Consider the following 25,641-nt stretch of genomic DNA (forward strand, 5'->3'; position numbering starts at 1 on the left):
AACAGCCTTTAGCTTTTAGCAGTTGGCAATTGTCGATTTAACTATATTAACCCGGCTAAAAGCTAAAAGCTAGTAGCTAACTGCTAAATAGCTACCTTTGCCCCTCGAAATACAATAAATGACTAAAGTTTTTTTAAAAAAGCAGATACAAAACAGGGTATTACAAGGGCATCCCTGGATTTTTGGCAATGAAGTAGCCGAAATAAAAGGAGATGTAAATGCCGGTGATATTGTAGATGTATATACGCATAAAGGTTTTTTCCTGGGCCGTGGTTATATCAATCCTCAATCCCAGATACTCGTACGCCTGCTTACCCGTGATAAGAACGAAGAAATAAATCCTGAATTCTTTTACCACCGCCTGTTGAAATGCTGGGAATACCGGCAGAAACTGGGCTATGTGGAAAACTGTCGCCTCGTGTACGGTGAAGCAGATGATCTGCCTGCATTGGTGATCGATAAATTCAACGATTACTTTGTGATCCAAACGTTAGCCCTGGGTATGGAAAAGTGGAAAGACGCTATTGTGGATGCCATTAACCGCATTTTCTCACCTAAAGGCATCTACGAAAGAAATGATGTGCCGGTAAGAGAACTGGAAGGCATGACTCAACAGAAAGGCTTTCTCAGCGCACCTTTTGACACCAACCTGGTAATTAATGAAAACGGATTGAAGTTTCATGTGGACGTGGTAAATGGCCAGAAAACCGGCTATTTCCTGGATCAGCAGGACAACCGTCGTGAAATTAAACATATCGTGAAAGGGGCAGATGTTATGGAAGCATTTTGCTATACCGGTACATTCTCCTGTCATGCCGGATTTTATGGCGCGAAAAGTGTACTGGGACTTGATATTTCAGAAACTGCCGTAGCTACGGCCCGCAGAAATGCGGCGCTGAACAACCTGCAGGACATCTGTAAATTCCAGGCAGTAAATGCTTTTGATCAGCTCAAGCAATGGACGAAAGAAGATAAGAAATTTGATGTAGTGATCCTGGATCCGCCGGCGTTTACCAAAAGCCGCGAGAATATTCAGAAAGCAGTGACTGGTTACAAAGAAATCAATTTGCGTGGGATGAAGCTGCTGAAACCAGGCGGATTCCTCGTTACCGCTTCCTGCACCAACCTGGTATCACCGGATTTATTCCTGCAAACTATTGATGCAGCTGCCAAAGATGCAAAGAAAAGATTGCGCCAGGTGACCTTCCAGACGCAGGCACAAGACCATCCGATTTTAAGAAATATTGAGAATACCACTTATCTGAAATTTCTGATTGTAGAAGTTTCCTGATGAGTATCTCATTAGCATAAAAAGAAAAAGTCACGATGTGAATCGTGACTTTTTCTTTTTATGCTAATGCAGATGTAAACTACTTGACGACGTTGAATTTCCCTGATTCTATCAGATTTCCCCGCTGATCACGTAACTGGAAAATGTAGATACCATTGTAGTAGTTATCTAAATTCATAGTTGTACGTGATCCCACGCTTTTTAACTGATCAATTTTTTTTCCGAGAAAATTATATACAATAAGATCATATACCTGATCGTTATTGTTTTGTTGAATGACGAAATTGATAATAGATGTAGCAGGATTAGGATACAACTTCACTATTTTGCTCGCGTTTTTAACTCCCCCGTCCTGAGGCTGGGATTTTTCGCTTTGAGCCTTGCTAACGAAAGAAAGCAAGCTGAAAACCGTTATGAGAATTAGGGTAGAGGTTTTCCACATAGTATTATAAAAATAAAGTTTTTTTCAAATATTTCCTAATTTTTTGTTTGATAAAATCAGCTCATCGAAGCCTGTCCTTCACACATAAAAATAACAAACGGCCTGCCATTTTGTTATCTTTTTTCCCATTTTTATGTAAATTTTAACGCTTGACAACCTTTTTCTTAAGTGGCTGATTTATAGTCATTTAGAATCTTGGGCAATTCACACTTTCCAGCGTAGTATTCCGGCTGTTCAGGAAACCCTTGAAAACCAATGAAATTTCGAAGCCGCCGAAAGTCTGACTGGCGGTCCGTAATTTCGAAATATTGGCGTCGTAACTCATCCCGATCTCATATTTGTCCATATCTATTTTGATGGTAGGAACAATCGCATCGTTCCATCTGAGGAAGAGCCCGCCATAAATAGCCCGGGTTGACTCCAGTCCCTGATCCATCAATCCATAACCTATTAATGCGCCACCGATATATTCAGAATAGGTTCCCTGATGTAATTGGTTGTAATGCGCAATTACTTTTACCCTGTCGTCTACCGGAATGGTAATACCCGCATTAAAAGTCAGCTTGGGCTGCATTTCTATTTTCTGGTCCCGGTAAAAAGAAATCTTCGCCCGGTTGAAATGGAAGTAGCCGGCGCCGATAAAGTAGTTCACATCTTCCCCAATCACACTGTTATAACTCAATCCTACCCCGGCATCCAGGTAGCTATAGCCTTTAAAAGCCAGCTTGCCTTCTTCTCCGGTAGGTGCTGCCGGATCAAAGCGGCCATTGGTATATTGGTTGTTAAAGGTCATATTGGTAGGATCAAACTGGCGCTGCACAAAGCCGCCCATAAAGCCTAACGAGAGGAAACTGCTTTTATCCTCGTTGAGCGACTTATGGTAGTTAATAGCCGGAAAGATTTGTGTAGACTGTAACCTGGAAGTACCGGCCCGGTCGTAGGTGAGCTGCAGACCTGTAGTCACATAATCGTTGCTGCGGCCTACCGGGAATTTTATTTCCCCACTCACTGTACCGGTTTGGTAAGGAATGGTAACGCTGTTCCACTGATTACGGTAAACAGCCTGCACACGTACATCTCCGTTGAAAATACCTATCAGTGCGGGGTTGCGTAGTATAGGTGTTTCATAAAATTGCGAGAGATGTATATCCTGTGCATACAATGGTGTTGCTCCTGTAATGCAAACGATCGCCAGTAATATGCGGTATACGGTTTTCATGTTAGCCAGGTTAAATAATTATCTGAGTAATGTTACATTTCCTTTTAGCCGGAAAAATTCGTTTGTATCACAATAGGCTTCGATGAAATAAATATATACATCGGCCGCCTGTGGTGTTCCATTGAATGTGCCATTCCATCCTGCACTGATATCATCTATATTGATCATTTCCCGGTGAAATACTTCCTGTCCCCAACGATTGAAAATGCGGAAGGATTTAATAAAGTTGATACCTCTGCCACGGGGATAGAATACATCATTTTGTCCGTCGCCGTTAGGACTGAAGGTATTGGGAATAAATACCACGTCTGTATTGCAGATGAGGTCTATACTCATCACATCCGTTTTTTTGCAGCCATACTGGTTGGTGCCGGTAATGCTGTAGGAAATAGGTTTGCGTATAGCCGCCGTTACATAAGGAGAGCTGGGATTATCCAGGTAATCTTCCGGGCTCCATTTCCAGCTTACAATATCAGGGCTGCCGCTGGCCATTAACTGTACCACATCACCAACTGTTACGGTTTGATCTTTCCCTGCACTAACAGTGGGAACCGGCTTCACGGCCACTTTTACAGATAGCGGGGCACTCATCGGGCAAATGGCATCGTTGGTACCGGTCACCTGGTAAGTAATGTCAGTAGAAGGCGTAGTAAAAGGATCCGCAATGGTATTATTGCTTAACCCGGTTACCGGCGTCCAGTTGTAGATGGTGGCGCCTGTTGCCTTCAATTGGGTAGAAGAGCCATAGCAAACCATGGTATCCGGACTCACGGTGAGATTTACTTTTGGTACCACGGATACATCTGTGGAATCAGACACCGTACAGCCGTACTGGTTAGATGCAGCAACTATGTAGCGTGTATTCGTTACCGGTGAAGCTACCGGGTTATTGCAGGCCGTACAACTTAGTGTATTGGAAGCCATCCACTGTACAGTGCCATCCGATAAGGCGTTCAGGTCAACGCTGCTGCCTTCACATATTTTCGGTTGTTTGGCAGATGCTTTCACGAATGGGGTGGGATGAATGTTAATGGTTTTACTGACAGAGTCCATGCAATTGCGGGCATCCGTTACTACCAGTTTGATGAGTTGGCCGCCGGAGGCAGTATACTTTATAGGAGGCGGCGTTTGGGAAGTGGAATTTTGTCCGTTGCCCAGATCCCAGTTCCAGACAGCAATAGGAATATTCGGAGACGTAATTGTGTTATTGATAAAAGATACCGGCTGGCCGGCACAGGTGGCGGGGCCGGTGGTGAAATCTGCCTGTGGTGCCAGTATATTGATATCGTTGGGCTTAGTTACAATATCATCGCAATAAGCCGGATCATTATAGTGGATAATGAGTTGGTTGTCGTAAGTACCGCTGGTGCTCCACGTTTTTACATATGTTTGATTGGTGGTATTATAAATTTCTCCATCTCCAAATTGCCAGGTATAACCAGACACCAGGCCTAAAGGCACATTTAGTATTTCATAGGTTGCCCTGCTGCCGCGGCAGATAGAGCTTACACCGGCGGTGAAGTCGGCCCTGAAATAATAGATCGTCCGGAAGCTGCTGTGGTGGCAGTTGTTGCCATTTTCTCCGATGGTTAAGCGTACGGTATAATTACCCGGAGTAGTATAATTATGTACGGCGTCCCTGGTATTTACCAGCGAGCTATTATCTCCAAAGTCCCACTCATACGTAGTATTGGCACCAGTGCCGATAGAGCTGTTAGTAAAAATGAATTTGCTTTTGTCGTTGCAATCACGCACCGCGGTGAATTGTGACACGGGGCCGGTTACCACTACGGTTGCCGGAGGTGCTGCAGTGAAGCAGCCATTGCTACCCGCTTTCATTTGCACCGTCAATGTACCATTGGCATTGAAAGCGTGCCTGATATCGTTATTGGTTCCGGCTTCGGTGGTGCCATCGCCGAAATCCCAGCTGTAGGTATCAGCATAGCTGGCGTTGGCCAACAGTCTTACCGGATCGCCTACACAGGTACTCGTGGGTGATACGCTGAAGCTCACATTAGACGGAGGATTGCCGGTATGTACGTATTTATCAAATGATTTGGTAATAACGCATTGACTTTGGGTAATAACGGTAACGCCTATATTGTAAGTACCGGTTTGTGGATAAGCATGGCTGACACTACCTGTTGTAGTGGTTTGTGTATTACCATCGCCGAAGTTCCAGGCCCAGGAAGTGATCGGATCGTTAATACTGTTGGTGGAGCTAGCGGTGAACGCTGCGGTAAAGGGCACGCAGCCAGACAGTGGTGCCGACAGCGTAACGTCTGGTAAAGAGATATCGATATAAGCAGGTTTCTTTAAGGTAGACGTACAGCCGTTGCTGTTAGTAACGGATAAGGTTACATCAAATTTGCCGGCGCGGGTGTAGCTATGAGAAATATAGGCATTGCTGGTAGTGACAACGGTACCATCCCCAAAGTCCCAGGTACGGCTGGTGGCATCCAGGGTAGCATCCGTGAAATTGGCGCTGTATAATTTACAGCTTTTGGTGACGTCCGCAGAAAAGGCTACCTGTGGCGTACTACCTACTACAAAGGTGCGGAAATACGTACTGGTAGTGGTGCCACCAGTTACTTTATAGGTAGCTTCGAGCGTAATTTTTACAGGGCCTCCGCTGCTATAAGTTACTTGAGGATCAGTATCATGTGACGTTCTTCCATCTCCAAAATCCCAGTTATACGCTATGGGAGTTCCGGTGCTGGTATTCTTGATGGTAATGGTGACAGGTGAACACAGGTTGCCCGGAGCAGCTGTATAGGTAAAGTCCGCCTTCTGCGCCAATAAGTTATTTGCCTGCAGCAGAGATATCAGGAGCAGCAATGTACGTAAACACTTTGCCTGTAGGTATTTCATAGGGTACACAGGTTTTCCATTAACTGAATAGCTCCACAAATTAACAAAAATTACATATATAAATTTTTTTGATTTTCAGATTTTTTAACATGGGAGGTGTTTTATGCCGGTGGGAGCATAAAACACCTTATCCAGTGAATTGAAAATCATTTACCTGATCAGGGTCACGTTACCTTTTAAGAGGTTAACGCCACCCTTATCGCATACCACTTCTACATAATACACAAACACATCAGGATTTAGTGGAACACCCTTGAACCGGCCATCCCATCCTTTGGAAGGATCATTGGAATTAACGCCTGCCCGCTCAAACACCAGTTGTCCCCAGCGGTTGAAGATCCTGAATACCCGGATGGTTTGCATCCCATGTCCGCGCACATAGAACACGTCATTTTGCCCATCTCCGTTAGGGGAGAAGCTATTGGGAATGAAGATGCTGCCTTCATCACAAACCAGTTTAATGGAGATATCATCAGAAGCGGTGCATTCATTCCGGTTCTTCACGGTTACATGATAGGTAATATCATCGGTAGGCGTAGCGGAAGGAGTGAGACAGTCGTAGCAACTGAGTCCCTTTACCGGTGTCCATTGAATTTCCGTAATATCTGCACTGCCTTTTACGGGCAGTTGAATAACGGAGCCGGTAGCTGTGATGATATCCGGGCCGGCATTGATCACCGGCTTGCTGTGCACATATACTTTAGCCAATACTGTATCCGTAAAGCAGGTGCTGTTGTTATAGCCTACCACCTGGTAAGTAATATTACCGTCAGGAGTCGCAATTGGATCCGGAATGTCTGAACGATTGAGTCCACGGGATGGAATCCACTGATAACGCAGGGCGCCGCCAGCATTCATCTTCACACTTTCCCCTTCGCATATCTGGAAGTCCTGTGCATAGATATGGAAAGGCTGTGTTACGGTCACCGGTATTTCTCCCTGGTTCGTACAGCCGAACTCGTTAGTTGCGATGACATGATACACGGTATCAACATCCGGCTTTACTTCCGGGGTAAGACTGGTAGCATCTGAGATATTATAGTTGCTCCACTTCACTGTTACATTGGTGGTAGTATTAGCCTGTAATTGCAGGCGCGCGCCACGGCAAATGGACGCAGTAGCCGGAGACGGATTTAATACGGGGGAAGGGTTGACCACCATGGTAGCGTTGGTAGTAGCCGGACAGGAGCCATCGGCATTAGTGATGGTCAATGTTACCGGCACGGTACCCGGACTGTTGAGCGTGATTTCAGGCGGTGTAGGCTGATCAAAGGTTTTATCCGGACCTACCTGCCATAGCCATTTGGTACCAGGTACATTTTTAGTATCGTTTCCCTGCAACTGTATTTTTCCGGATACGCACAGCGGCTGAATAGGCGCTATCACAGGTACCGCCTGCGGAGGAATCACCACCGGCAATTTTTTTTCATCTATGCAACCATAAGCGCTGGTAACAACCAGTTTTACATCCGTGCTGCCTGGCTGTGGATAAGTGAATTTCCCATCTACCGTGCTGGCAGTATTACCCGGGTTACCAGGTACGCCAAAATTCCACGCGCTGGTAAAGTCCAGTGCCAGCGAGTCTTTCGTCAGCGTTTTACTTTTATTGGTAAAGGTGACCAATCCGCCGCCACAAACCTGGAAGTCGTTGGTGCTAAAATCAGCAGTCGCTTTATCCACAATAATTTTATCATTTCCCTGTGCTTTCACTACACAACCTTCGTTGTCCACTAAAGATACCCTTGGGTAATAAATACCTGATTTTACGTAGGTATGCGGCGGAGAAACAGGTGTGGTGGAAGTGAGTACGGTGCCATCATCAAAATCCCACATGTAGCTGTCTGTTTTTACAGAGGTAGCGCTGATGCTTACATCCATAGGCACACAACCTTGTGTAGGCGTAGTTTTCATAGTGCCATCCGGACCTTTGATCGTAATAGGCAAGGTACTCGTGCTGGAGCATCCACCTTCTGAATAGACCGTTAATACCACATTGTAGGTTCTGGCGCGGACATAAATATGAACGTCGGGATCGTTTTTCGTAGAGGTACCATTATCGCCAAAATCCCAGCTGGCGTTTTTATAATCCGTGGAAGTATTGGTAAACAATACTTTTACCGGCGGGCATAGATCCAGCTTGTCCGGAATAGTAAAAGACGCTTTGGGGTTTGGTACTGTTATCACATTTGGTTTAGTGATTTCATCGGTACAACCTGCACCAGTGGTAACTTTCAGGGTGACGTTATAGGTGCCCGGCGCCGTGTATATTTTCACAGGTTTGTTACCGGTACCGGTGGTATTGTCTCCAAAATCCCAGGCATAAGTTTGAATATTACCTTGTGACTGATCTACAAATGTAAACGACTTATCAAGACAGGCGATATTGGTAGGTACCATGAAATCAGCCTTTACACGGTCGAATGGAATCACTTTTTGCGCTTTTGATATACAGCTGAATTTGTCTGTTACGGTTAATGATAACGTATAATCGTTTGCGTTAGTATAGGTGTGTTTGATGCCCAGCGGTTGGGTAGAATACGTTTCTTTAGCGCTGCCATCGCCGAAATCCCATTCCCAGTTGAGTATCTGGTTACCGGTATTGGTAGTGGATTTATCAGTGAAAGTGAATATTTCATCTTTACATCTTTTACCAACATAATCAAAATCCGGATCACTCCCGTTTACATCAATAGATATTACGGGGGCATCTTTCACACAACCATTTTTATCCGTGATGGTGAGTTTAATGGTGAAGGTCCCGGTTTTGTTATATTGATGTGCTATACCCTTTGTTGGATCAAAGTTATAGGCAGGGATAGCTTGTATTGCACTTCCATCTCCCCAATCCCATTTATACTCATTGATGTTATTATTGTTCAGAGGCCCCAGACTGATATTTATTTTCTCTGTTTTACAGATCCGTGGTTTATCGGAGGTAATCAGTGGTTTTTCGTCTATAATATTTACCGACAAAGAATAGGTATTGGTACAGGTACCATTGTCTATGGTCAGTTTCACCTGTTTGATACCCGTGGTTTGATAAGTGAAATCAGGGTTTTGATCGGTAGACGTAGCACCGTTTTCCCCGAACTCCCACAGCCATGTTTTTACGGCAGTAGGAATAGGTCCGAAGGTGGAATTGTCGGTGAACTTACGATGATATGGATCAGTACAATCCGGTGTAGTAGTGAAACGCGCAATGGGTGGAATAATCTGGATATAATTTCTTTTGATCAATTGCTCCCGGCAGCCGTTATTATTTACTTCCAGGATTACATCATGGCTGCCAATTTCATTGAACTGGTGGTTGGGATTTTCAACGGTGCTGTTACTGTTGTCCTGCACAAAGGTCCAGATCCAGGAAGTACCACGGGGTACAGAAAGATTGGTAAACTGCACCGGATCTTTAGCACAGGATTTCAGTGGGGTAGCAATGAAATCCACTACCGGCCGGATACCTGCGGTAATAATCGTTTGGCCGTTGGCAACACAACCGCCTGCTGTGATCACTTTCAGGTTTACAAAGAAGATGCCTTCCTTGGTGAAAATATGTGTGGGTTTTGCAGCAGTAGAAGTGGTACCATCGCCAAAGTCCCACTGGTAGCTGACGATAGGATCCGGTATATTTACTTCTGCATAAAAATCTACCGACAAAGGTACACAACCTTCTGCCACACTGCGATAGATAGAAAGGTCCGGTTTAATGATCTGAATGTAGTTTGCTTTGCTGACAGTTTTGCTACAACCTAATGTATTCGTGGCAGTGAGGCTGATTGAGTAAGTGCCTTCTTTCGTATAGGTGTGAGCGGGGTTTTGAGCAGTTGCCGTAGTACCATCGCCGAAGCTCCAGTTCCATGCGGTTGCATTGGACGACTGTGCATTGAACTGCGTGGTAAACGGTGTGTTACACGCGCTGATGGGAGTAGCTATAGGATCAATATCCGGCGCGGGATTTACGTGAATAGTTTGTTGTATTTCTTCTGTGCAACTACCCAGCGTAGCCTGCATTTTAACGATGTAATCACCAGGGGCTGTGAATTGCTTTACAGCATCGGTGCTGGTTTGCAGCGTACCATCCGGAAAAGCCCAGATCACGTTATCAGGTGTAGGTTGAGTGGTGTTTTTAAACGTAATGTTTTGCCCTACGCAAAGCGCCGAAAAAGTAAACGCCGGCTTTACTTTCGAGATAACAATGTAATCTGTTTTAGTAAGAGGCGCAGTGCAACCGCCACTGGTGGTGGAGGTGAGCTTTACGGTGTATTTTCCTTCCTTGGTATAAGTGTGTTGTGGATTGGTGCCGGTGGTGCCATCGCCGTAGTCCCAGGTATACGTCACTGGATCCGGTGAGTTATTTACGGTGCTGTTGAAAAAGTTGACGGTGAACGGTGTGGTACAACTTTGTGTTCTATCTGCCGTAAAAGCCGGTGTTGGTGCGCTTTGTACTTTTATGGAAACCGGGCCGCCGGTACTGGAACATCCCATGCTGTTGGTAACGGCGCTGATAACATTGTAGGTACCCGCTTGTGTATAGGTATGGGTGGCATTGGCACCGATGGCGCCACCGCCGTCTCCAAAGTCCCAGGTGATGTCTGCAATAGTACCATCGCCAGGTGTGGACTGGTCCTGGAAGGAGGCCATGTACGGCGCACAGCCGTTCACGTTAGGAGTGATGAATTTAGCATTCGGTTTATTATACACCTGTATATCCAATTGCCTGACAATGACATTGGTAGTACTATAGGTGGCCGTCATTTTTACATGATAGATGCCCGGATTCTGAAAAGTTTTAGAAGGGGTCAGATCGTTGGTAACATTGGCCCCCAGTCCGAAATCCCACTCAATTTTCTGATAGCCGGCGTCCAGTGTGGCCGTGAAGTTTACGAGAAACGGAGGACAGGCCGCCAGTTTATCCGCTTTGATGGATACTGATTGTGCATGCGCAGTAAATGCGATTGCCAGTACAGGCAGCAGGCTGCAAAAAGTATATCTGATGGCATTCCGCAATTTATAGTGTAGGCTTTTCATGGCAAAGGGTGGCGTTAAAGCCGTTTCATAGGTATATTCAAAGTATAAAAATAATAATAATGTTTGGAAAACGGATGGTTTTATGTATGTGGCTGAATGGCCGTAACTTAGCAAAAAAGAATTCACCAAATGGATAGTCAGTACTGGAATAACAGGTATATAAATGGAGATACAGGCTGGGATATGGGAGAAGTATCACCGCCATTGAAGGCCTATATTGATCAGCTTTATGACCGGGATATTCGTATACTCATTCCCGGTGGAGGCAATAGTTATGAGGCGGCATATCTCGCCGGGCAGGCATTCAGTGATGTAACGGTATTGGATATTGCGCCGGTGTTGGTGGAAAAATTGCAAAAAACGTTTGCCCGTACCCGTGTCAAAGTATTGGAAGAAGATTTTTTTGCACATACCGGTAGTTATGACCTGGTGTTGGAACAAACTTTCTTTTGTGCGTTACCACCCTCACGCAGAGCGGATTATGTGAAACATATGTATTCGCTGATTAAGTATGGTGGTCATCTGGCAGGTGTATTATTTGACCGTACTTTCCCAAAGGAAGGGCCTCCGTTTGGAGGGGATGAAGCAGAATACCGGGAGTTATTTTCACCATATTTTGATATCAAAACTTTATACCCTTGTTATAATTCACATCCAGCCAGACAAGGAACTGAGTTGTTTATTAACTTTATGCCAAAACTGAGGAAATTATGAGGAAATACGTATTAACCGCCCTGGTGTTGCTGATAGGTAGCTCGTTGATGGCGCAGCAAAAGCAGAGCGAAGATGCAGCGGCGTTTGATAAAGATATACAACAGCCTGGCGTCCAGGTATTTGATGTACGTACTGCTGCTGAATTTAAAACCGGCTATCTGCCACGTGCTTTGCAGGCAGATTATACCAATAAAGAAGAGTTTAATCACCGCGTGCAATACCTGGATAAGCAAAAACCAGTGTACGTGTATTGTTTGAGCGGAGGTCGCAGTCATGCTGCGGCGGAGTGGATGCGAACCAATGGTTTTCAGCAGGTGGTAGAATTGCAGGGTGGTATTAATGCCTGGAAGCAGGCTGGCAAATCATTGGAAGGTGTCGCGGATAATGAGCCGCAGCTTTCCGTTGCTGACTATAATAAAGCGATCAATGCAAAGGGTTTGGTATTAACAGATGTAGGTGCCAAATGGTGCCCGCCCTGCAAGCAGATGGAGCCGGTATTGGAACAGTTTTTCAGCAAACATCCGGCAGTAAAGAAAGTATTGGTAGATGGCGGGAAGGACCAGAACGTTATGAAAGCGATTCAATCCAAAGGACTGCCTACGTTTATCTTTTATAAAGATGGAAAAGAAGTGGGACGCAAGGAAGGTGTGATGACGCTCACGGAGCTGGAGAAATTGTCGGGACTTTAGCAGCGCAAAAAGCAAAAAGCTATTAAAGCGGATGACCAGCATATAAGTAATTTAATTACCAGTGCTGGTCATCCGCTTTAATAGCTTTTTGCTTTATGCTTTTTGCTTTATGCTAAATTATAGATGCCACTGTATTTCTGTTGCGCATATGCCAGGAAATCACCGAATACCAGTTCTTTCCCGGTTACCTTTTTACATAATTCGTTGGAAGTATAAAACCTGCCGAAAGGATGGATGTTAGTCCGCAACCAATCCAACAGGGGCTGATAGTTACCGGCAACTATTTCGTTATCTAATCCCGGCACCTGTTTTTGTGCGGCAGTAAAGAACTGTGCGGCATAGAAGCTGCCAAGGGAATAAGTAGGGAAGTAGCCGAAGCTGCCGTGCGACCAGTGAATATCCTGTAATACGCCCTGTACATCATCGGGTACGGTTACGTGCAGGTATTGACGGTAGTATTCATTCCAGGTATGTTTCAGGTCTTTTACATCAATACTTCCGTCGATCAGTCCTTTTTCAATTTCGTAACGGATCATGATATGAAAGTGGTAAGTGAGTTCATCTGCCTCGGTGCGGATGAGCGAAGGCTGCACTTTATTGATAGCTTTATAGAAATCCGTTAATGACACGCTGGCCAGGTTTTCCGGGAAAAGTTGTTGCAGGCGGGGATAATGGTGTTGCCAGAAGTGGAGGCTACGGCCAACATTATTTTCCCATAGGCGCGACTGTGACTCGTGTATACCCAGGCTGGTAGCTTCTCCGCAGGGAAGGCCGTATTGGTCGGTGGGCAGGCCTTGTTCATACAGGGCATGTCCGCCTTCGTGGATACAGCTCCAGGTCATATTGCCAAAATCATTTTCATCGATGCGGGTGGTTACCCGTACATCCTGTGGGCTGAAGCTGGTAGTAAAAGGGTGTTCTGAGATATCCTGGCGGCCGGCCTGCATATCGTAGCCCATATTTTTCAACAGGTCAATACCGAATTGCCACTGTGTGTCGCGGTTATAGTGGAGATGCAGGAAATCTTTGTTTACGGCAGGTTGTTGTTCTATTTTGCTCAGCAGTGGCGACAGCGCTGTTTTTACTTCATTGAAAATGGTATCCAGCATGTGGGTGGTGGCGCCTTTTTCATATTCGTTGAGCAGGGCGTTGTAGGGGTGCCCTTCGTAGCCAAGGATATCGGTTTCCTGTTTTTTCAGGGCGATCATTTTGGCGAGGGCAGGTGCAAAGAGGCTATAGTCGTTGGCTTTGCGTGCTTTTATCCAGGCATGATAGCTTTCGTTGGTAACGGTGGACATTTCCGCTACGAAGGCGGCCGGGTATTTTTTATTTTTTTCAAAGTCTTCCGTAGAGAGCAGGATATTTTTTTGTGCTACCACATCCACGCTGGTATTGCCTTTGAGTGCCTGGAGTACAGCATCGAGTTCCGGGGCGGTGAATAGTTCGTGGGCGATAGTGCTGAGGGTAGTAATTTGTTGACCGCGGAATGCAGCGCCTTTTTCAGGAAGGTAGGTTTCCTGGTCCCAGCCTAATACGGCCAGGGCGTTTCTCACGTCTGCAATTTTTTGCATTTTTATTTTGTAATCCGCATATTGTTCTGCTGTAGATTTGCTTCCGGGCATAAAACTTATTTTTTTGCAAATTTAGTTGATGCCGGGAATGAACCATTAATTTTTGCAGATATGAAAATAAAAGAGATCATACAGGTAATAGAGCAGTTTGCTCCTTTGCAGTACCAGGAGAGCTATGATAATGCGGGGCTTATTTTTGGGCGGGCCGATTGGGAGGTGACCAATGTGTTGCTGACCCTGGATGCTACGGAGGAGGTGATAGACGAGGCTATTGCATTGGGGTGTAACCTGGTGGTAGCGCATCACCCGATTGTTTTCGGGGGGCTGAAGAAGATTAATGGGAAAAATTATGTAGAGCGGGTGGCTATTAAAGCGATCAAGCATGACATCGCGGTATATGCGGCACATACTAACCTGGACAATGTGCGGAATGGGGTATGTGCACAGATGGCGGCTAAATTAGGGTTGGAGGAATGCCGGGTGTTATCGCCTAAGAGTGGATTATTGAAGAAGTTATACACATTTGTGCCTGCGGCAGATGTGGAAGCTGTGAGGGCAGCGTTGTTTGATGCCGGTGCCGGGCATATTGGTAATTATAGTGAATGCAGCTTTAACGGGGTGGGCCAGGGGACCTTTAAGGGGGCGGAGGGTACCAATCCTTATGTGGGTACGCCGGGAAAAAGACATTTTGAGGCAGAAATAAAGTTGGAAGTAATTTTTCCGGTATATTTGGAAGGTAAAATTTTGCAGGCATTGCGGGGCAGCCACCCTTACGAGGAGGTGGCCTATGATGTGATCAGCCTGGATAATGCTTACCAGGAGGTAGGTTCAGGGTTAGTGGGTGTTTTGCCGGAGGCAATGGAAGAGATGCACTTTTTACAGCATGTGAAGCAGCAATTTGAAGCTGGTTGTGTGAGATATACCGCTTTACGGGGAAAGCCTGTTAAAAAGGTGGCGTTATGTGGAGGGGCGGGTAGTTTCCTGTTAAAGCAGGCGATATCGGCCGGGGCTGATGCCTATATTTCGGCGGATTTCAAATACCATGAATTTTTTGATGCTGATAATCAATTAATTATAGCAGATATTGGACATTTTGAGAGCGAGCAGTTTACAGTAGAATTATTTTATCATATATTGACTGAAAAATTCCGTAATTTTGCGCCTCTTAAATCTACGATTAAAACAAACCCGGTAAATTATTTATAATACATGGCAACCGTAAAAGAATACTCCGTTGAAGAAAAATTAGCGTCTGTACTCAGATTGCAAAAGATTGATTCCAAGCTGGATGGTATCCAGGTGCTGAAAGGGGAGTTGCCGATGGAGGTAAAAGACCTGGAAGACGAGATCGAAGGATTGAACACCCGCCAGTCTCACATTGAAAATGAGATGAAAGGTATACAGGACTTCGTTGCCAGCAAGAAGAACGCCATTAAAGAGGCGGAAGCGCTGATCAAGAAGTACGAGAAGCAGCAGGACAATGTGAAGAACAACCGTGAGTTTGAAGCCATCACCAAAGAAATGGAGATGCAGGCGCTGGAAATCAAGCTGGCTGAAAAGCATATCAAGGATGCAAACGAAGAGATTAAAGAGAAGAGCCGTGTCCTCGAAGTAGCTAAGAAAGCAGTAGCGGATAAAGAAGCGAACCTGAAGCACAAGAAAGGCGAACTGGAAAAGATTATTGCTGAAACAGATAAAGAAGAGAAAGCTTTCCGTAAAGAAAGTGAAGAAGCGAAGGTGAAGGTAGATCCACGTTTACTGCAGGCTTACGAAAAAATCCGTAAGAACTACCGTAACGGTCTGGCTGTAGTAACTGTTGAGCGTGATTCCTGTGGTGGCTGCTTCAATGCTATTCCTCCTCAACGCCAGGCGGAGATCCGTCAGCACAAAAAGATTATTGTTTGTGAGCACTGTGGCCGTATCCTGGTAGACAACGACCTGGAAGCTACTGTGACTATCTAATCAAACATTACTTATTTAATAAAAAAGGGCATCTGCGGATGCCCTTTTTTCGTGTAGGCATAGCCGTAAAAAAATATACTAATTTATTTAGTTTTGTTTTACTAATTATATTAGCTTTGTGTCCGGTGCCGTTGCGCAGGTACCTTGCGTAGTAGTTCTTTTATTTTATGGCAGGGAATTGGATGGGGCAATGCAACTTTTAAAAAATGTGAATTGTTTATTTGGGATTTGGAAGATGATATGTGAGATTTGGCTTTAATTTCTGGAATTTTTCCCCGTATGCGTAGTATTTTTTTGTTGTTGCTTTTATTAGGTGCAGGGTTGAATGTGAGTGCCAGGCAGAAAGTATTTGATTTTAATACCCGGTGTGAACAGGCGTATGATGCTATTATGCAGTTGCGCATTAATACAGGCCGGGCTTTGCTGGAAACAGAAAAGAAAGAGCATCCGGATAACCTGGCGCCTTATTTCCTGGACAACTATGCAGATTTTTTTCCGCTCTTCTTCAATGAAGATGCGGCAGAATATTCGAAGAAAAGGAGTTTACGTTCTTTCCGGCTGAATAAAATGGAAGAGGGATCACCGGATTCTCCTTACTACCTGTACACACAGGCAGCCATTAAGTTCCAGTGGGCACTGATCAAGATAAAGTTTGATGAGAAATGGGATGCCACCTGGGAAATACGGAAAGCCTATATGATGCTGAAAGAAAATCAGCAACGCTTTCCCGGCTTTGTACCCAATAATCTTTTACTGGGAGCGATGCAAACCGTATTTGGAACCATTCCGGAAGGTTATAAATGGATTACCAATATCCTTGGACTGAAAGGAAGCATTAAGGATGGGATGGCCAATGTGAACAAGTTCATTGATAGCAATGCACCCGAAGCAAAAATGTTCAGGGAGGAATCTTACTACTACTATTGCTATCTGACACTTTTTATTGTGAACAAACCGGAAGACACCTGGGAGTTTTTGCAACGGAAACAACTGGATACCAAAAATAACTACCTGTTTGCACTGATGGTGGCTAACCTGTCACTGAATAACCAGAAGGCTGCGGTTGGACTGAAAGTGTTGCAGGAGCGGAACGATACCGCGGAATACGCTGACATACAATATTACAATTATGTAATGGGGTTGTTGAAGCTAACCAGGCTGGATCCCGATGCACATATTTACCTGGAGCGGTTTGTGAATAATTTCAAGGGGAAGTTTTATGTGAAAGAGTGCTTACAGCGACTGAGCTGGTATTATTATCTTGAAGGAAACCAGGCGGCGGCAGATAAATACCGGGCCATGATTTTTACGAAAGGCGGACTGGAAACGGATGCTGACAAACAAGCCCTGAAAGAAGCGAAGAGTGGTAAGTGGCCGAATGCTTTTTTATTGCGGGTACGGCTGCTGAGTGATGGCGGATATTTCCCTAAAGCATTGAGCATGTTGCTGACCAAACATGCTGCCGACTTCCCGGCCATGGAAGATAAACTGGAATATGCTTATCGGTTGGGACGTATTTACGATGAAAGCGGACAAGATGACCAGGCCATTGCCATGTATGATGTAACCATTAAAGTAGGCAGCACCCGGCCGGAATATTATGCCGCCAGGGCTTCTCTTCAAATGGGTTACATTTATGAAAAGAGAAACGACAAAGCAAAAGCACTGGAATGTTATCAACGTTGTTTGAGCATGAAAGGGCATGACTATAAGAATTCCCTTGACCAGCGTGCCAAAGCAGGCATTCAGCGGGTAAATGGAACCTGAGCTTTCAACATCATAAAGGAATTTCCTTACTTATGTTACAGCGATTAACCATCAAGAATTACGCAATTATCGATCACCTGGAAGTAGACTTCTCAGGGAACCTGAATGTGATCACCGGGGAAACCGGTGCAGGTAAATCCATATTACTAGGCGCATTATCCCTCATCCTGGGGGAAAGGGCTGACCCGGGCGTATTGTTCGATAAAACAGGTAAGTGCATTATTGAGGGACTTTTTAAAGTAAAGAAATCCCAGGTGGCTGCCTTTTTTCAGCAGCATGAACTGGACCTGGAAGACCAGTTAATTATCCGGAGAGAAGTAAGTGCCACCGGTAAATCGAGGGCCTTTGTAAATGATACACCGGTGAACATCTCCCAGTTGACCGAATTAAGCGGTTACCTGGTAGACCTGCATCAGCAGTTTGATACCCTGGCACTGGGCAACGCCGACTTTCAGCGGGAAGTGATTGATGCTTTGGTGAATAAGCCTGCCATTATGCAACAATATCACCAGGTATTTGTGCAGTATGTACAGGTGCAGAAAAAATATAAACAACTATTCGATAGCCGCGATAGCGCCAATAAAGAATTGGACTACAACCGTTTCCTGCTGGATGAGCTATCAGACGCGGGTTTTAGCCCCAACGAAATAGAAGACCTGGATACAGAGCTGCAAACGCTGAGTCATGCAGAAGAAATCAAGAACACGCTTAACCGGGTTTATTTTCAGTTGAAAGAAGATGAGCAGCCTGTTTTGCAACAATTGAAACAAATACAGTCTTCTCTGCAGGGATTAGCCGCCTTCCATAAAGAAATGCCGGTAGTAGCACAAAGAATGTTGTCTGCCTACCTGGAACTGCAAGACATCGCCGGAGAAGTAGAAAGCATCAATGACCAGGTGCAATATGACGGACAGCGTATCGAGGTGGTGAACGACCGGATGGCGCTGGGTTACCGCCTGTTTAAAAAGCATGGTGTACAAACTACCGATGAATTGCTGGCTATTAAGGATGCACTGGCAGTGAAAGTAGAAAGTGTGCTGAACCTGGATGAGCAACTGGCCGACCTGGAGCAGGAACAGGCCCGTTTGAAAGAGCATTTGCTGCAAATGGCTGCGGAAATCAGCACTCAACGCCAGGAACAATCCGCTCCGTTTGAAAAACATGTGAATACATTACTGGCACAGGTAGGTATGCCTAATGCCCGTTTGAAAGTGGATATTGTAGCCGGAGAGTTGAACCCATACGGACAAGACACCATAGAGTTTTTATTTGATGCCAATAAGAGCAATCAATTTGCACCGGTAGGAAAAGTAGCTTCCGGTGGTGAGCTGAGTCGTCTCATGCTTTGTATTAAGTCCCTGGTAGCTCAGTCTGTGGCATTACCCACCTTGATTTTCGATGAAATTGATACTGGTATTTCCGGAGAAGCCGCCCGTCAGGTAGGTGTTATCCTGAAAGGCCTGGCCAAATCTCACCAGATCATCTGTATCACGCATCAGCCGCAGATAGCGGGTAAAGCAGATGCACACTACTTTGTATATAAAGACGCCAAAGCGGATAAAGTGACCACCAGCGTACGATTGCTGTCGGAAGAAGAGCGGGTGAATAAGATTGCCCAGATGCTGAGTGGGGAAAAGCCTACCGCCGCTGCCCTGGAGAATGCCCGGGAAATGGTGAGCCATTAGCTTACATGGCTTACACTGCTAGGTGCTGACAAGTATGGCGGAAACCATCCATTTAGCCATTGGCTGTGGCTTTTAGCGCACGACCGTGGATGTTAACAAGTACCGGAAATATGCCCGGTTGGCTAAAAGCGAAGGACTACCTGCTAAAAGCTAAACAGGTAACAACTTTTTTTTTCAACTATAACTGCTATTTTTGCCGAAATTAATTTTGACCAAATGGCTCATAACTTATTAAAAGGGAAGAAAGGTATCATCTTCGGCGCACTGGACGAGAAGTCTATTGCATGGAGAACTGCACTGCGTTGTGTGGAAGAAGGCGCTGAAATTGTGCTTACCAACGCCCCTATTGCCCTGCGTATGGGTGAGATCAACAAACTGGCGGAAACCTGTAAAGCACCTGTAATTCCGGCGGATGTAACCAATATGGATGATCTGGCCAACCTGTTCAACAAATCCATGGAGCATTTTGGTGGTAAGATCGACTTCGTTCTCCACTCAGTAGCAATGGGTATGAATATCCGTAAAGGCAGAAGCTATACTGATCTGGATTACGATTTTAACCACAAAACATTTGATATCTCTGCAATGTCGCTGCACCGCGTACTGCAAACAGCTTACAAGCTGGACGCATTGAACGAGTGGGCGTCTGTAATTGCATTGTCTTATATCGCTGCGCAACGTGTATTCCCTGACTACGGTGAAATGGCAGATGCCAAAGCCCTGTTGGAATCAATTGCCCGCAGCTTCGGTTACCATTACGGTACCGCTAAGAAAGTGCGTGTAAACACCATCTCTCAGTCTCCCGTTAAAACCACTGCAGGTGGCGGCGTGAAAGGCTTTGATGGCTTTATGACCTACGCAGATGCAATGAGCCCGCTGGGTAATGCTACTGCCGACGAATGCGCTAATTACGCAGTGGCCATGTTCTCTGATCTCACCAAAATGGTGACCATGCAGAACCTGTTCCACGATGGCGGCTTCTCCTTCACCGGAGTATCCAAACCTGTAATTGACCAGATGGAGAAATAAGCGGATCGCCGAAAGGCGAACGTAGAAAATAGAAAAAGCGAATGATAAAAGCGGAGATATCTGCTTTATCATTCGCTTTTCTCATGATGGATATCTAAAAAATGATACGCAACATCCCTTAAAACAGGTAAGTTCCTGTTTTAATTTTTCGCAGCAAAAGCACCTGTTTTACCTGTCTCTTAAAAAACAAAAGCGAACGATTAAGGCAGATGTTCTCCGCTTTAATCATTCGCCTGAATAGCTTTTGCTTTATGCTTTCTGCGTTACGCTTTACGCTCTTCGAAAGCTAATATTCATCCTCATTAAAGAAGAAGTCGTCTTGCGACGGATAATCTGACCAGATATCTTCAATCCCCTCATAAATTTCTCCCTCGTCCTCTAATTCCTGAAGGTTCTCGATTACTTCGATCGGTGCACCGGAACGAATGGCGTAGTCGATAAGTTCGTCTTTAGTAGCTGGCCATGGAGCATCCTCCAGGTATGAAGCTAATTCTAATGTCCAGTACATCTTATTAAAATTTTTACTTTTTAATTTTTCGCAAAAGTATTATTTAATTTGAAATAAACAACTTTTACTATTTTATCGGTTAATTACTTTTCTTTGGGTTATGCTAACCGCCCGCAATGTTACCAAAAATTATTCCAATTTACCCATATTAAAAGGGGTAGACATTACTGTCAGTAAAGGAGAGATTGTGACCATCGTTGGTTCCTCCGGCGCTGGCAAAAGCACCTTGCTGCATATTCTCGGAACGCTGGATACGCCCACTGCCGGGGAAGTTTGGCTGAATAATGTCAATCTGACCGGTTTAAAGGGGAATGCCCTGGCCGACTTCAGGAACCGTCATATTGGCTTTATTTTTCAGTTCCATCACCTGCTACCGGAGTTCACTGCACTGGAAAATGTTTGCATACCTGGTTATATAGCAGGCACCCGCAAGGCTGCTGTTAAAGAGAAAGCCCACTTCCTGCTGGAAACCCTGGGCCTCAAAGACCGGCTCGAACATAAGCCTAATCAGCTTTCCGGCGGAGAGCAGCAAAGGGTGGCAGTAGCACGCGCACTCATCAATGATCCGGATGTAGTAATGGCAGACGAGCCCACAGGAAATCTTGACTCCCGCAATGCGAAGGAGTTGCATCACCTGTTCCTTGAATTGCGCGATAAATTACAGCAAACCTTTATTATCGTGACCCACAATGAGGAACTGGCGCCGATGAGCGACCGGCAACTGGTCATGAAAGATGGTAAGATTATTTAGGAAAAAGCAATCACCATATGCCGGCACCCGTTCCGGGTGCCAGGTCTAATATCCATAAATACTGATGCCGGCGCGGAAGGTGTTGCAATGCGCATTTACAATATCACGGATATGCGTGGAATAGCCACCTCCCATGGCCACAGCACAAGGGATATTATGTTGTTTCAATGCCTGAAATACCATCTCGTCGCGCTCACGACAACCCTGTTGTGTTACTTTCAGTTTCCCGAATTTATCAGTGCTCAGGATATCCACGCCCGACAGGTAAAAAACGATATCCGGTTTTACCCGGTTAATCAGCACTGGTAAAGCGGCTTCCAGCAGTTGCAGGTAGGCAGCGGTGTCCGTGCCATCGGCGAGGGGAATGTCCCAGTCAGATACTTCTTTATGAAAAGGATAGTTGTGTGCCCCATGCATGCTGAACGTATATACTTGCGCGTTATTGGCAAACAAGGCTGCAGTGCCATTGCCCTGGTGTACGTCCAGGTCTATCACCAACGCCTGCCGGATGTGCCGGTGATACAGCAGGTAGTTGGCTGCAACACCAAAATCGTTTAACAGGCAAAAGCCTTCTCCATGATCTGCGAAGGCATGGTGCGTACCACCGGCCACATTAAAACCAATGCCATGATCGAGCGCATGCAAGGCAATATCGATAGTGCCTTGCGCAATCACTATTTCCCGTTGGGTCAGTGCCGGCGATTGTGGAAAACCGATTTTTCGTTGCTCGCGTGGCGACAGGGTCTGTTCTGTCAACTGCTGCCAGTAGGCAGGCGTATGGGTAAGCAGAATGGTGTCCGCAGTGGCAGGCGCCGGCGTAAATAGTTGCCCGGCGGTGATCACTCCTTCGCGTAAGAGCTGGGCAGGTATTAGTTCGTATTTGAGCATCGGGAAGCGATGATCTTCCGGCAGCGGATGGATGTATATGTCGTGATAGGCAATCTTCATAAAAAAACAGCTGCGGGTCACTGTGCCCGGATAATCGATTTTCCGGCGATTACAAACACTGCGTCCGTTGAGTAAGGGTCGAGGTTCGCTGAGCCGGTAAAGTGCCCAAAAGCGGGTAAAATGCCGCAATGCCGGCCAAAATAAAAGCAGGGTAAACGTAACCGTTGTTTACCGGCGCCATGCATTACAAATGCCGGGTGTAAATGACCGGAGAAAGTATACTGGTAGCCATTGCTATCTTCACAAGGTTCATGGATAAAATGAATATTGCGGAGCGTAAGGGTATCGTGTACGGTTACCTGTAATTGCCCGTACAGGGCATCTGGCATAATATCATGATTGCCTTTGACCAGGTCTACGCTGATATTTGAAAACTGTTGCCGCCATATCCGGAAATATTGTACTTCGTTATTCTCATGGCTATGGAACATGTCTCCTACAATGATGATCCGGGTAGGCAGATATTGGGTAATCAGTTGTTGCAGGCGGAAAAGATCTTCCTGTACAATGCCGGCCGGCACTGCAATACCCGCCTTGCGGAAATGTGCCGCCTTGCCCAGATGCAGATCTGACAGGATCAATGCTTTTTCTTCTTCCCAAAATATTGCCCGCTGGGGCAGCAAATGCCAATGCTGTTGTTGAAAATGAAATATTTCCCCGACCACTGAATCAACTTTTTTTTATGTCCCGCAAATTATTGAATTCTTAACCGTTCGTGATCAATTTTTTAATCCGGTCTTCCAGTTTTTCGCTGGTCATAGTATCCCGCAGGCTGTCTACCTTGATAGGGAAGCAGAATGGGGTTAGCTTTTGCGGAAACGTGATTACAATTTTGCTCACAGCAATGCGCTCCAGCGTTTCCCGTAAACGGGCTTCTTCCATCTGGTAAAAGAAGACTTCATTAAAGGCTTGTCTGAGCAGCAGGTTTTGCGGATCGTAGTCGCCGAATACGTTGAACAACAAGGAGGCCGACGACTGCAGATGCCGGTTAGCTTTGTGTTTTCCGGGATATCCCTGGAAGATAAGACCGGCAATAACAGCAATGTCGCGGAACTTACGCCGTGCCATTTCAGTAGCGTTCACGCTGGTTTGCAGCTCGGTTAGCAGATTGTCGGTAGAAAAGAGCTGTTTGGCATTGTCCGCTGTTAACGGGATAGGCTGGTCAGAGAGCAGCTCAAAGCCATAGTCGTTCATGGCAATGGAAAAGGTAATAGGACGGATACGACCGATGCGATAAGCCAGCAGCGCTGCCATTACTTCGTGTACCAGCCGGCCTTCAAAGGGATACACGAAGAGATGGTAGCCATCTTCGGTTTGTATTTGTTCTATCAGCAGTTCGTTGGCCTGTGGAATATGCGATAATTCTTCCTGCAGGTTAAACAGGGGTTGCAGGGCAATCAGCTCGGGGTCTTTGGTGTTGCGGGAAAGCGCTTCATTGAATTTCTCCCGCAGCTTGCGGCCCAGGTTAGATGATAAAGGAATACGTCCGCCCTGGTAGCTGGGCACAATGGATTTTTTTGAATTCGATTTACGTACCAGCACTGTCATATCCTTTATCAGTACGTATTCCAGGTTACGGCCTGCCAGCGTAAAGGAATCGCCCACCTGCAAGCGGGAAATGAATCCTTCCTCAATTACGCCCACATAACCGCCACTCATGAACTTTACTTTCAGCATCGCATCGCTGACGATAGTGCCGATGTGCAAGCGGTGGCGCATGGCCATCATGCGGCTGCGACAGATATAGAAATCGCCGGTGCGTTCAATTTTTTTGAATTCATCATAGCTGGCCAGTGCATCGCCGCCAGTGGTGAGAAAGGCCAGCAGCCATTGCCAGTCGTCTTCCGTCAAATGTTGATAACAGAATGTTTGTCGCACTTCCTCCCATATTTCGTTGGCATGAAAGCCATCGGAAACCGCCAGTGTCATCAGGTATTGTAACAATACATCGTATGCCAGTATCACCGGCATTTTACTTTCAATCAGTTCTTCTTCCATAGCGGCCTTCAATGCAGCGGCTTCTACCAGCTCGAGCGCATGAGTGGGCAGAAAAAATATTTTGCTCACAGCGCCGGGCTGATGCCCGCTACGGCCAGCTCTCTGGAGGAACCGGGCTACGCCTTTCGGGCTACCCACCTGTATCACACTGTCTACCGGCCGGAAGTCCACGCCCAAATCAAGGCTGGCTGTGCATACCACGGCTTTCAGGATGCCATTGTGCAGGGCTTCTTCTACCCATATACGTAATTCCATGTCAATGGAACCATGGTGTAAAGCCAATGCCCCTGCCAGCATAGGATCTTCTACCAGTAAGGATTGGTACCACCGCTCCGACTGGGAACGGGTATTGGTAAATATCAAAGTAGTTTGACTATCATGGATAACCGGCAGGGACTGCGGCAACATCTTCAGCCCGAGATGCCCCGCCCATGGATAGTTTTCCATTTCATCGGGGATTACACTTTTAAGGGCAATCTTCTTTTTCAGTTTCGACCTGATAATAATTCCATCATTGTGGTAAGGGCCAAGCAATACTTCCAGTGCTTCGTCCAGGTTGCCAATGGTAGCGGAAATGCCCCATAACCGGAGTTGTTCCCGGCGCAGGCCTTTCAGGCGGCTCAACGCCAGTTCCACCATCACACCGCGTTTGCTGCCCATCAGTTCGTGCCACTCGTCAACTACCACGGTGTGCAGCCGGGTAAATACTTTGGGATATTCTTTCTGAGCAAGCAGCAGGTGCAGGCTTTCAGGCGTAATAATCAGTACTTCGGGCATCTGCTTTTTCTGCGCCGCACGGATAGCTACAGATGTATCCCCACTACGGATACCTACTTCCCAGGGTACATCCAGCTCCTGCAGGGCGCTCTCCATGGCCCGGCCCAGGTCTTTTGCCAAAGCACGGAGGGGAGTTATCCACAGCAGTTGTAAGCCATTTTTTGTTTTGTGGGTATAGTCTTTAGGATGGGCATCTATCCAGGCAATGACGGCGCCAAGGAACAGCGAAAAAGTTTTTCCGAAACCTGTAGGCGCATTCACAATGCCCGATTTGCCCTGTAGATAAGCCTTCCAGGCCTCTTCCTGGAACTTAAAGGGTTTAAGGTCTTTGTCGCCTAACCATTTATTAATCACCTTCCATCCACCCGAACGTTGTTGCATGCCTTGAAATTAG

At 46.0% G+C, this 25,641-nt stretch carries 18 protein-coding genes; 9 read left to right on the forward strand and 9 right to left on the reverse strand.

Going from position 1 to position 25,641, the window contains the following annotated elements; all coding sequences use genetic code 11:
• Nucleotides 1–118 precede the first annotated feature (118 nt).
• Nucleotides 119–1,291 (forward strand): class I SAM-dependent rRNA methyltransferase, encoded by a 1,173-nt coding sequence (locus tag J7623_RS18100; protein WP_291922924.1) that lies wholly within the window; start codon nucleotides 119–121, stop codon nucleotides 1,289–1,291.
• A gap of 79 nt (nucleotides 1,292–1,370) precedes the next feature.
• Here J7623_RS18100 and J7623_RS31770 read toward each other — a convergent pair whose 3' ends face one another.
• The 4 genes from J7623_RS31770 to J7623_RS18115 all read right to left on the reverse strand — a co-directional run bounded on the left by J7623_RS31770 (nucleotide 1,371) and on the right by J7623_RS18115 (nucleotide 10,848).
• Nucleotides 1,371–1,733, reverse strand: a complete 363-nt coding sequence (locus J7623_RS31770; protein WP_366839307.1) for a T9SS type A sorting domain-containing protein — start codon at nucleotides 1,731–1,733, stop codon at nucleotides 1,371–1,373.
• 187 nt (nucleotides 1,734–1,920) lie between these two features.
• Nucleotides 1,921–2,952: a PorP/SprF family type IX secretion system membrane protein gene (locus J7623_RS18105; protein WP_291922927.1), complete on the reverse strand. Its 1,032-nt coding sequence runs from the start codon at nucleotides 2,950–2,952 to the stop codon at nucleotides 1,921–1,923.
• Nucleotides 2,953–2,970: 18 nt separating this feature from the next.
• Nucleotides 2,971–5,823: a PKD domain-containing protein gene (locus tag J7623_RS18110; RefSeq protein WP_291922929.1), complete on the reverse strand. Its 2,853-nt coding sequence runs from the start codon at nucleotides 5,821–5,823 to the stop codon at nucleotides 2,971–2,973.
• Between the two features lie 150 nt (nucleotides 5,824–5,973).
• Nucleotides 5,974–10,848: a PKD domain-containing protein gene (locus J7623_RS18115; protein ID WP_291922931.1), complete on the reverse strand. Its 4,875-nt coding sequence runs from the start codon at nucleotides 10,846–10,848 to the stop codon at nucleotides 5,974–5,976.
• Nucleotides 10,849–10,977: 129 nt separating this feature from the next.
• On the opposite strand from J7623_RS18115, the gene J7623_RS18120 reads away from it, so the two are divergent.
• Nucleotides 10,978–11,562: a methyltransferase domain-containing protein gene (locus J7623_RS18120; RefSeq protein ID WP_291922933.1), complete on the forward strand. Its 585-nt coding sequence runs from the start codon at nucleotides 10,978–10,980 to the stop codon at nucleotides 11,560–11,562.
• Nucleotides 11,559–12,251 (forward strand): rhodanese-like domain-containing protein, encoded by a 693-nt coding sequence (locus J7623_RS18125; protein WP_291922935.1) that lies wholly within the window; start codon nucleotides 11,559–11,561, stop codon nucleotides 12,249–12,251. Before J7623_RS18120 ends, J7623_RS18125 begins: the two co-directional genes overlap by 4 nt.
• Nucleotides 12,252–12,358: 107 nt before the next feature.
• Here J7623_RS18125 and J7623_RS18130 read toward each other — a convergent pair whose 3' ends face one another.
• Nucleotides 12,359–13,873: a carboxypeptidase M32 gene (locus J7623_RS18130; protein ID WP_291922937.1), complete on the reverse strand. Its 1,515-nt coding sequence runs from the start codon at nucleotides 13,871–13,873 to the stop codon at nucleotides 12,359–12,361.
• A gap of 60 nt (nucleotides 13,874–13,933) precedes the next feature.
• Between J7623_RS18130 and J7623_RS18135 the strand changes: the two genes are divergently transcribed.
• The 5 genes from J7623_RS18135 (at nucleotide 13,934) to J7623_RS18155 (ending at nucleotide 20,265) form a co-directional block, all read left to right on the forward strand.
• Complete coding sequence (locus J7623_RS18135) at nucleotides 13,934–15,028, forward strand: Nif3-like dinuclear metal center hexameric protein (RefSeq protein WP_291922939.1); 1,095 nt, start codon at nucleotides 13,934–13,936, stop codon at nucleotides 15,026–15,028.
• Between the two features lie 3 nt (nucleotides 15,029–15,031).
• Nucleotides 15,032–15,784 (forward strand): C4-type zinc ribbon domain-containing protein, encoded by a 753-nt coding sequence (locus J7623_RS18140; RefSeq protein ID WP_291922941.1) that lies wholly within the window; start codon nucleotides 15,032–15,034, stop codon nucleotides 15,782–15,784.
• A 279-nt stretch (nucleotides 15,785–16,063) separates the two neighbouring features.
• Nucleotides 16,064–17,551 (forward strand): tetratricopeptide repeat protein, encoded by a 1,488-nt coding sequence (locus J7623_RS18145; RefSeq protein ID WP_291922943.1) that lies wholly within the window; start codon nucleotides 16,064–16,066, stop codon nucleotides 17,549–17,551.
• A gap of 32 nt (nucleotides 17,552–17,583) precedes the next feature.
• Complete coding sequence (recN, locus tag J7623_RS18150) at nucleotides 17,584–19,236, forward strand: DNA repair protein RecN (RefSeq protein ID WP_291922945.1); 1,653 nt, start codon at nucleotides 17,584–17,586, stop codon at nucleotides 19,234–19,236.
• A gap of 216 nt (nucleotides 19,237–19,452) precedes the next feature.
• Entirely contained in the window at nucleotides 19,453–20,265 is an 813-nt protein-coding gene (locus J7623_RS18155) for an SDR family oxidoreductase (protein WP_291922947.1), read from the forward strand.
• 286 nt (nucleotides 20,266–20,551) lie between these two features.
• Here the strand turns inward: J7623_RS18155 and J7623_RS18160 are convergent, their stop codons facing one another.
• The gene (locus tag J7623_RS18160) at nucleotides 20,552–20,773 is read right to left on the reverse strand and encodes a DUF2795 domain-containing protein (RefSeq protein WP_012794455.1); all 222 of its coding nucleotides are present in this window, start codon (nucleotides 20,771–20,773) and stop codon (nucleotides 20,552–20,554) included.
• A 100-nt stretch (nucleotides 20,774–20,873) separates the two neighbouring features.
• Between J7623_RS18160 and J7623_RS18165 the strand changes: the two genes are divergently transcribed.
• A complete protein-coding gene (locus J7623_RS18165) occupies nucleotides 20,874–21,524 on the forward strand; it encodes an ABC transporter ATP-binding protein (RefSeq protein ID WP_291922949.1) in 651 nt (216 codons plus the stop codon).
• Nucleotides 21,525–21,569: 45 nt separating this feature from the next.
• Here the strand turns inward: J7623_RS18165 and J7623_RS18170 are convergent, their stop codons facing one another.
• The 3 genes from J7623_RS18170 to J7623_RS18180 are packed head-to-tail and all read right to left on the reverse strand — an operon-like array spanning nucleotide 21,570 to nucleotide 25,628.
• Nucleotides 21,570–22,472, reverse strand: a complete 903-nt coding sequence (locus J7623_RS18170; RefSeq protein ID WP_291922951.1) for a histone deacetylase — start codon at nucleotides 22,470–22,472, stop codon at nucleotides 21,570–21,572.
• 17 nt (nucleotides 22,473–22,489) lie between these two features.
• A complete protein-coding gene (gene pdeM / locus J7623_RS18175; RefSeq protein WP_291922953.1) occupies nucleotides 22,490–23,137 on the reverse strand; it encodes a ligase-associated DNA damage response endonuclease PdeM in 648 nt (215 codons plus the stop codon).
• A gap of 40 nt (nucleotides 23,138–23,177) precedes the next feature.
• Nucleotides 23,178–25,628 (reverse strand): ligase-associated DNA damage response DEXH box helicase, encoded by a 2,451-nt coding sequence (locus J7623_RS18180; protein WP_291922955.1) that lies wholly within the window; start codon nucleotides 25,626–25,628, stop codon nucleotides 23,178–23,180.
• Nucleotides 25,629–25,641: the final 13 nt, after the last annotated feature.

The organism is Chitinophaga sp. (assembly GCF_017745275.1).
In the GTDB taxonomy this organism is placed as follows: domain Bacteria; phylum Bacteroidota; class Bacteroidia; order Chitinophagales; family Chitinophagaceae; genus Chitinophaga.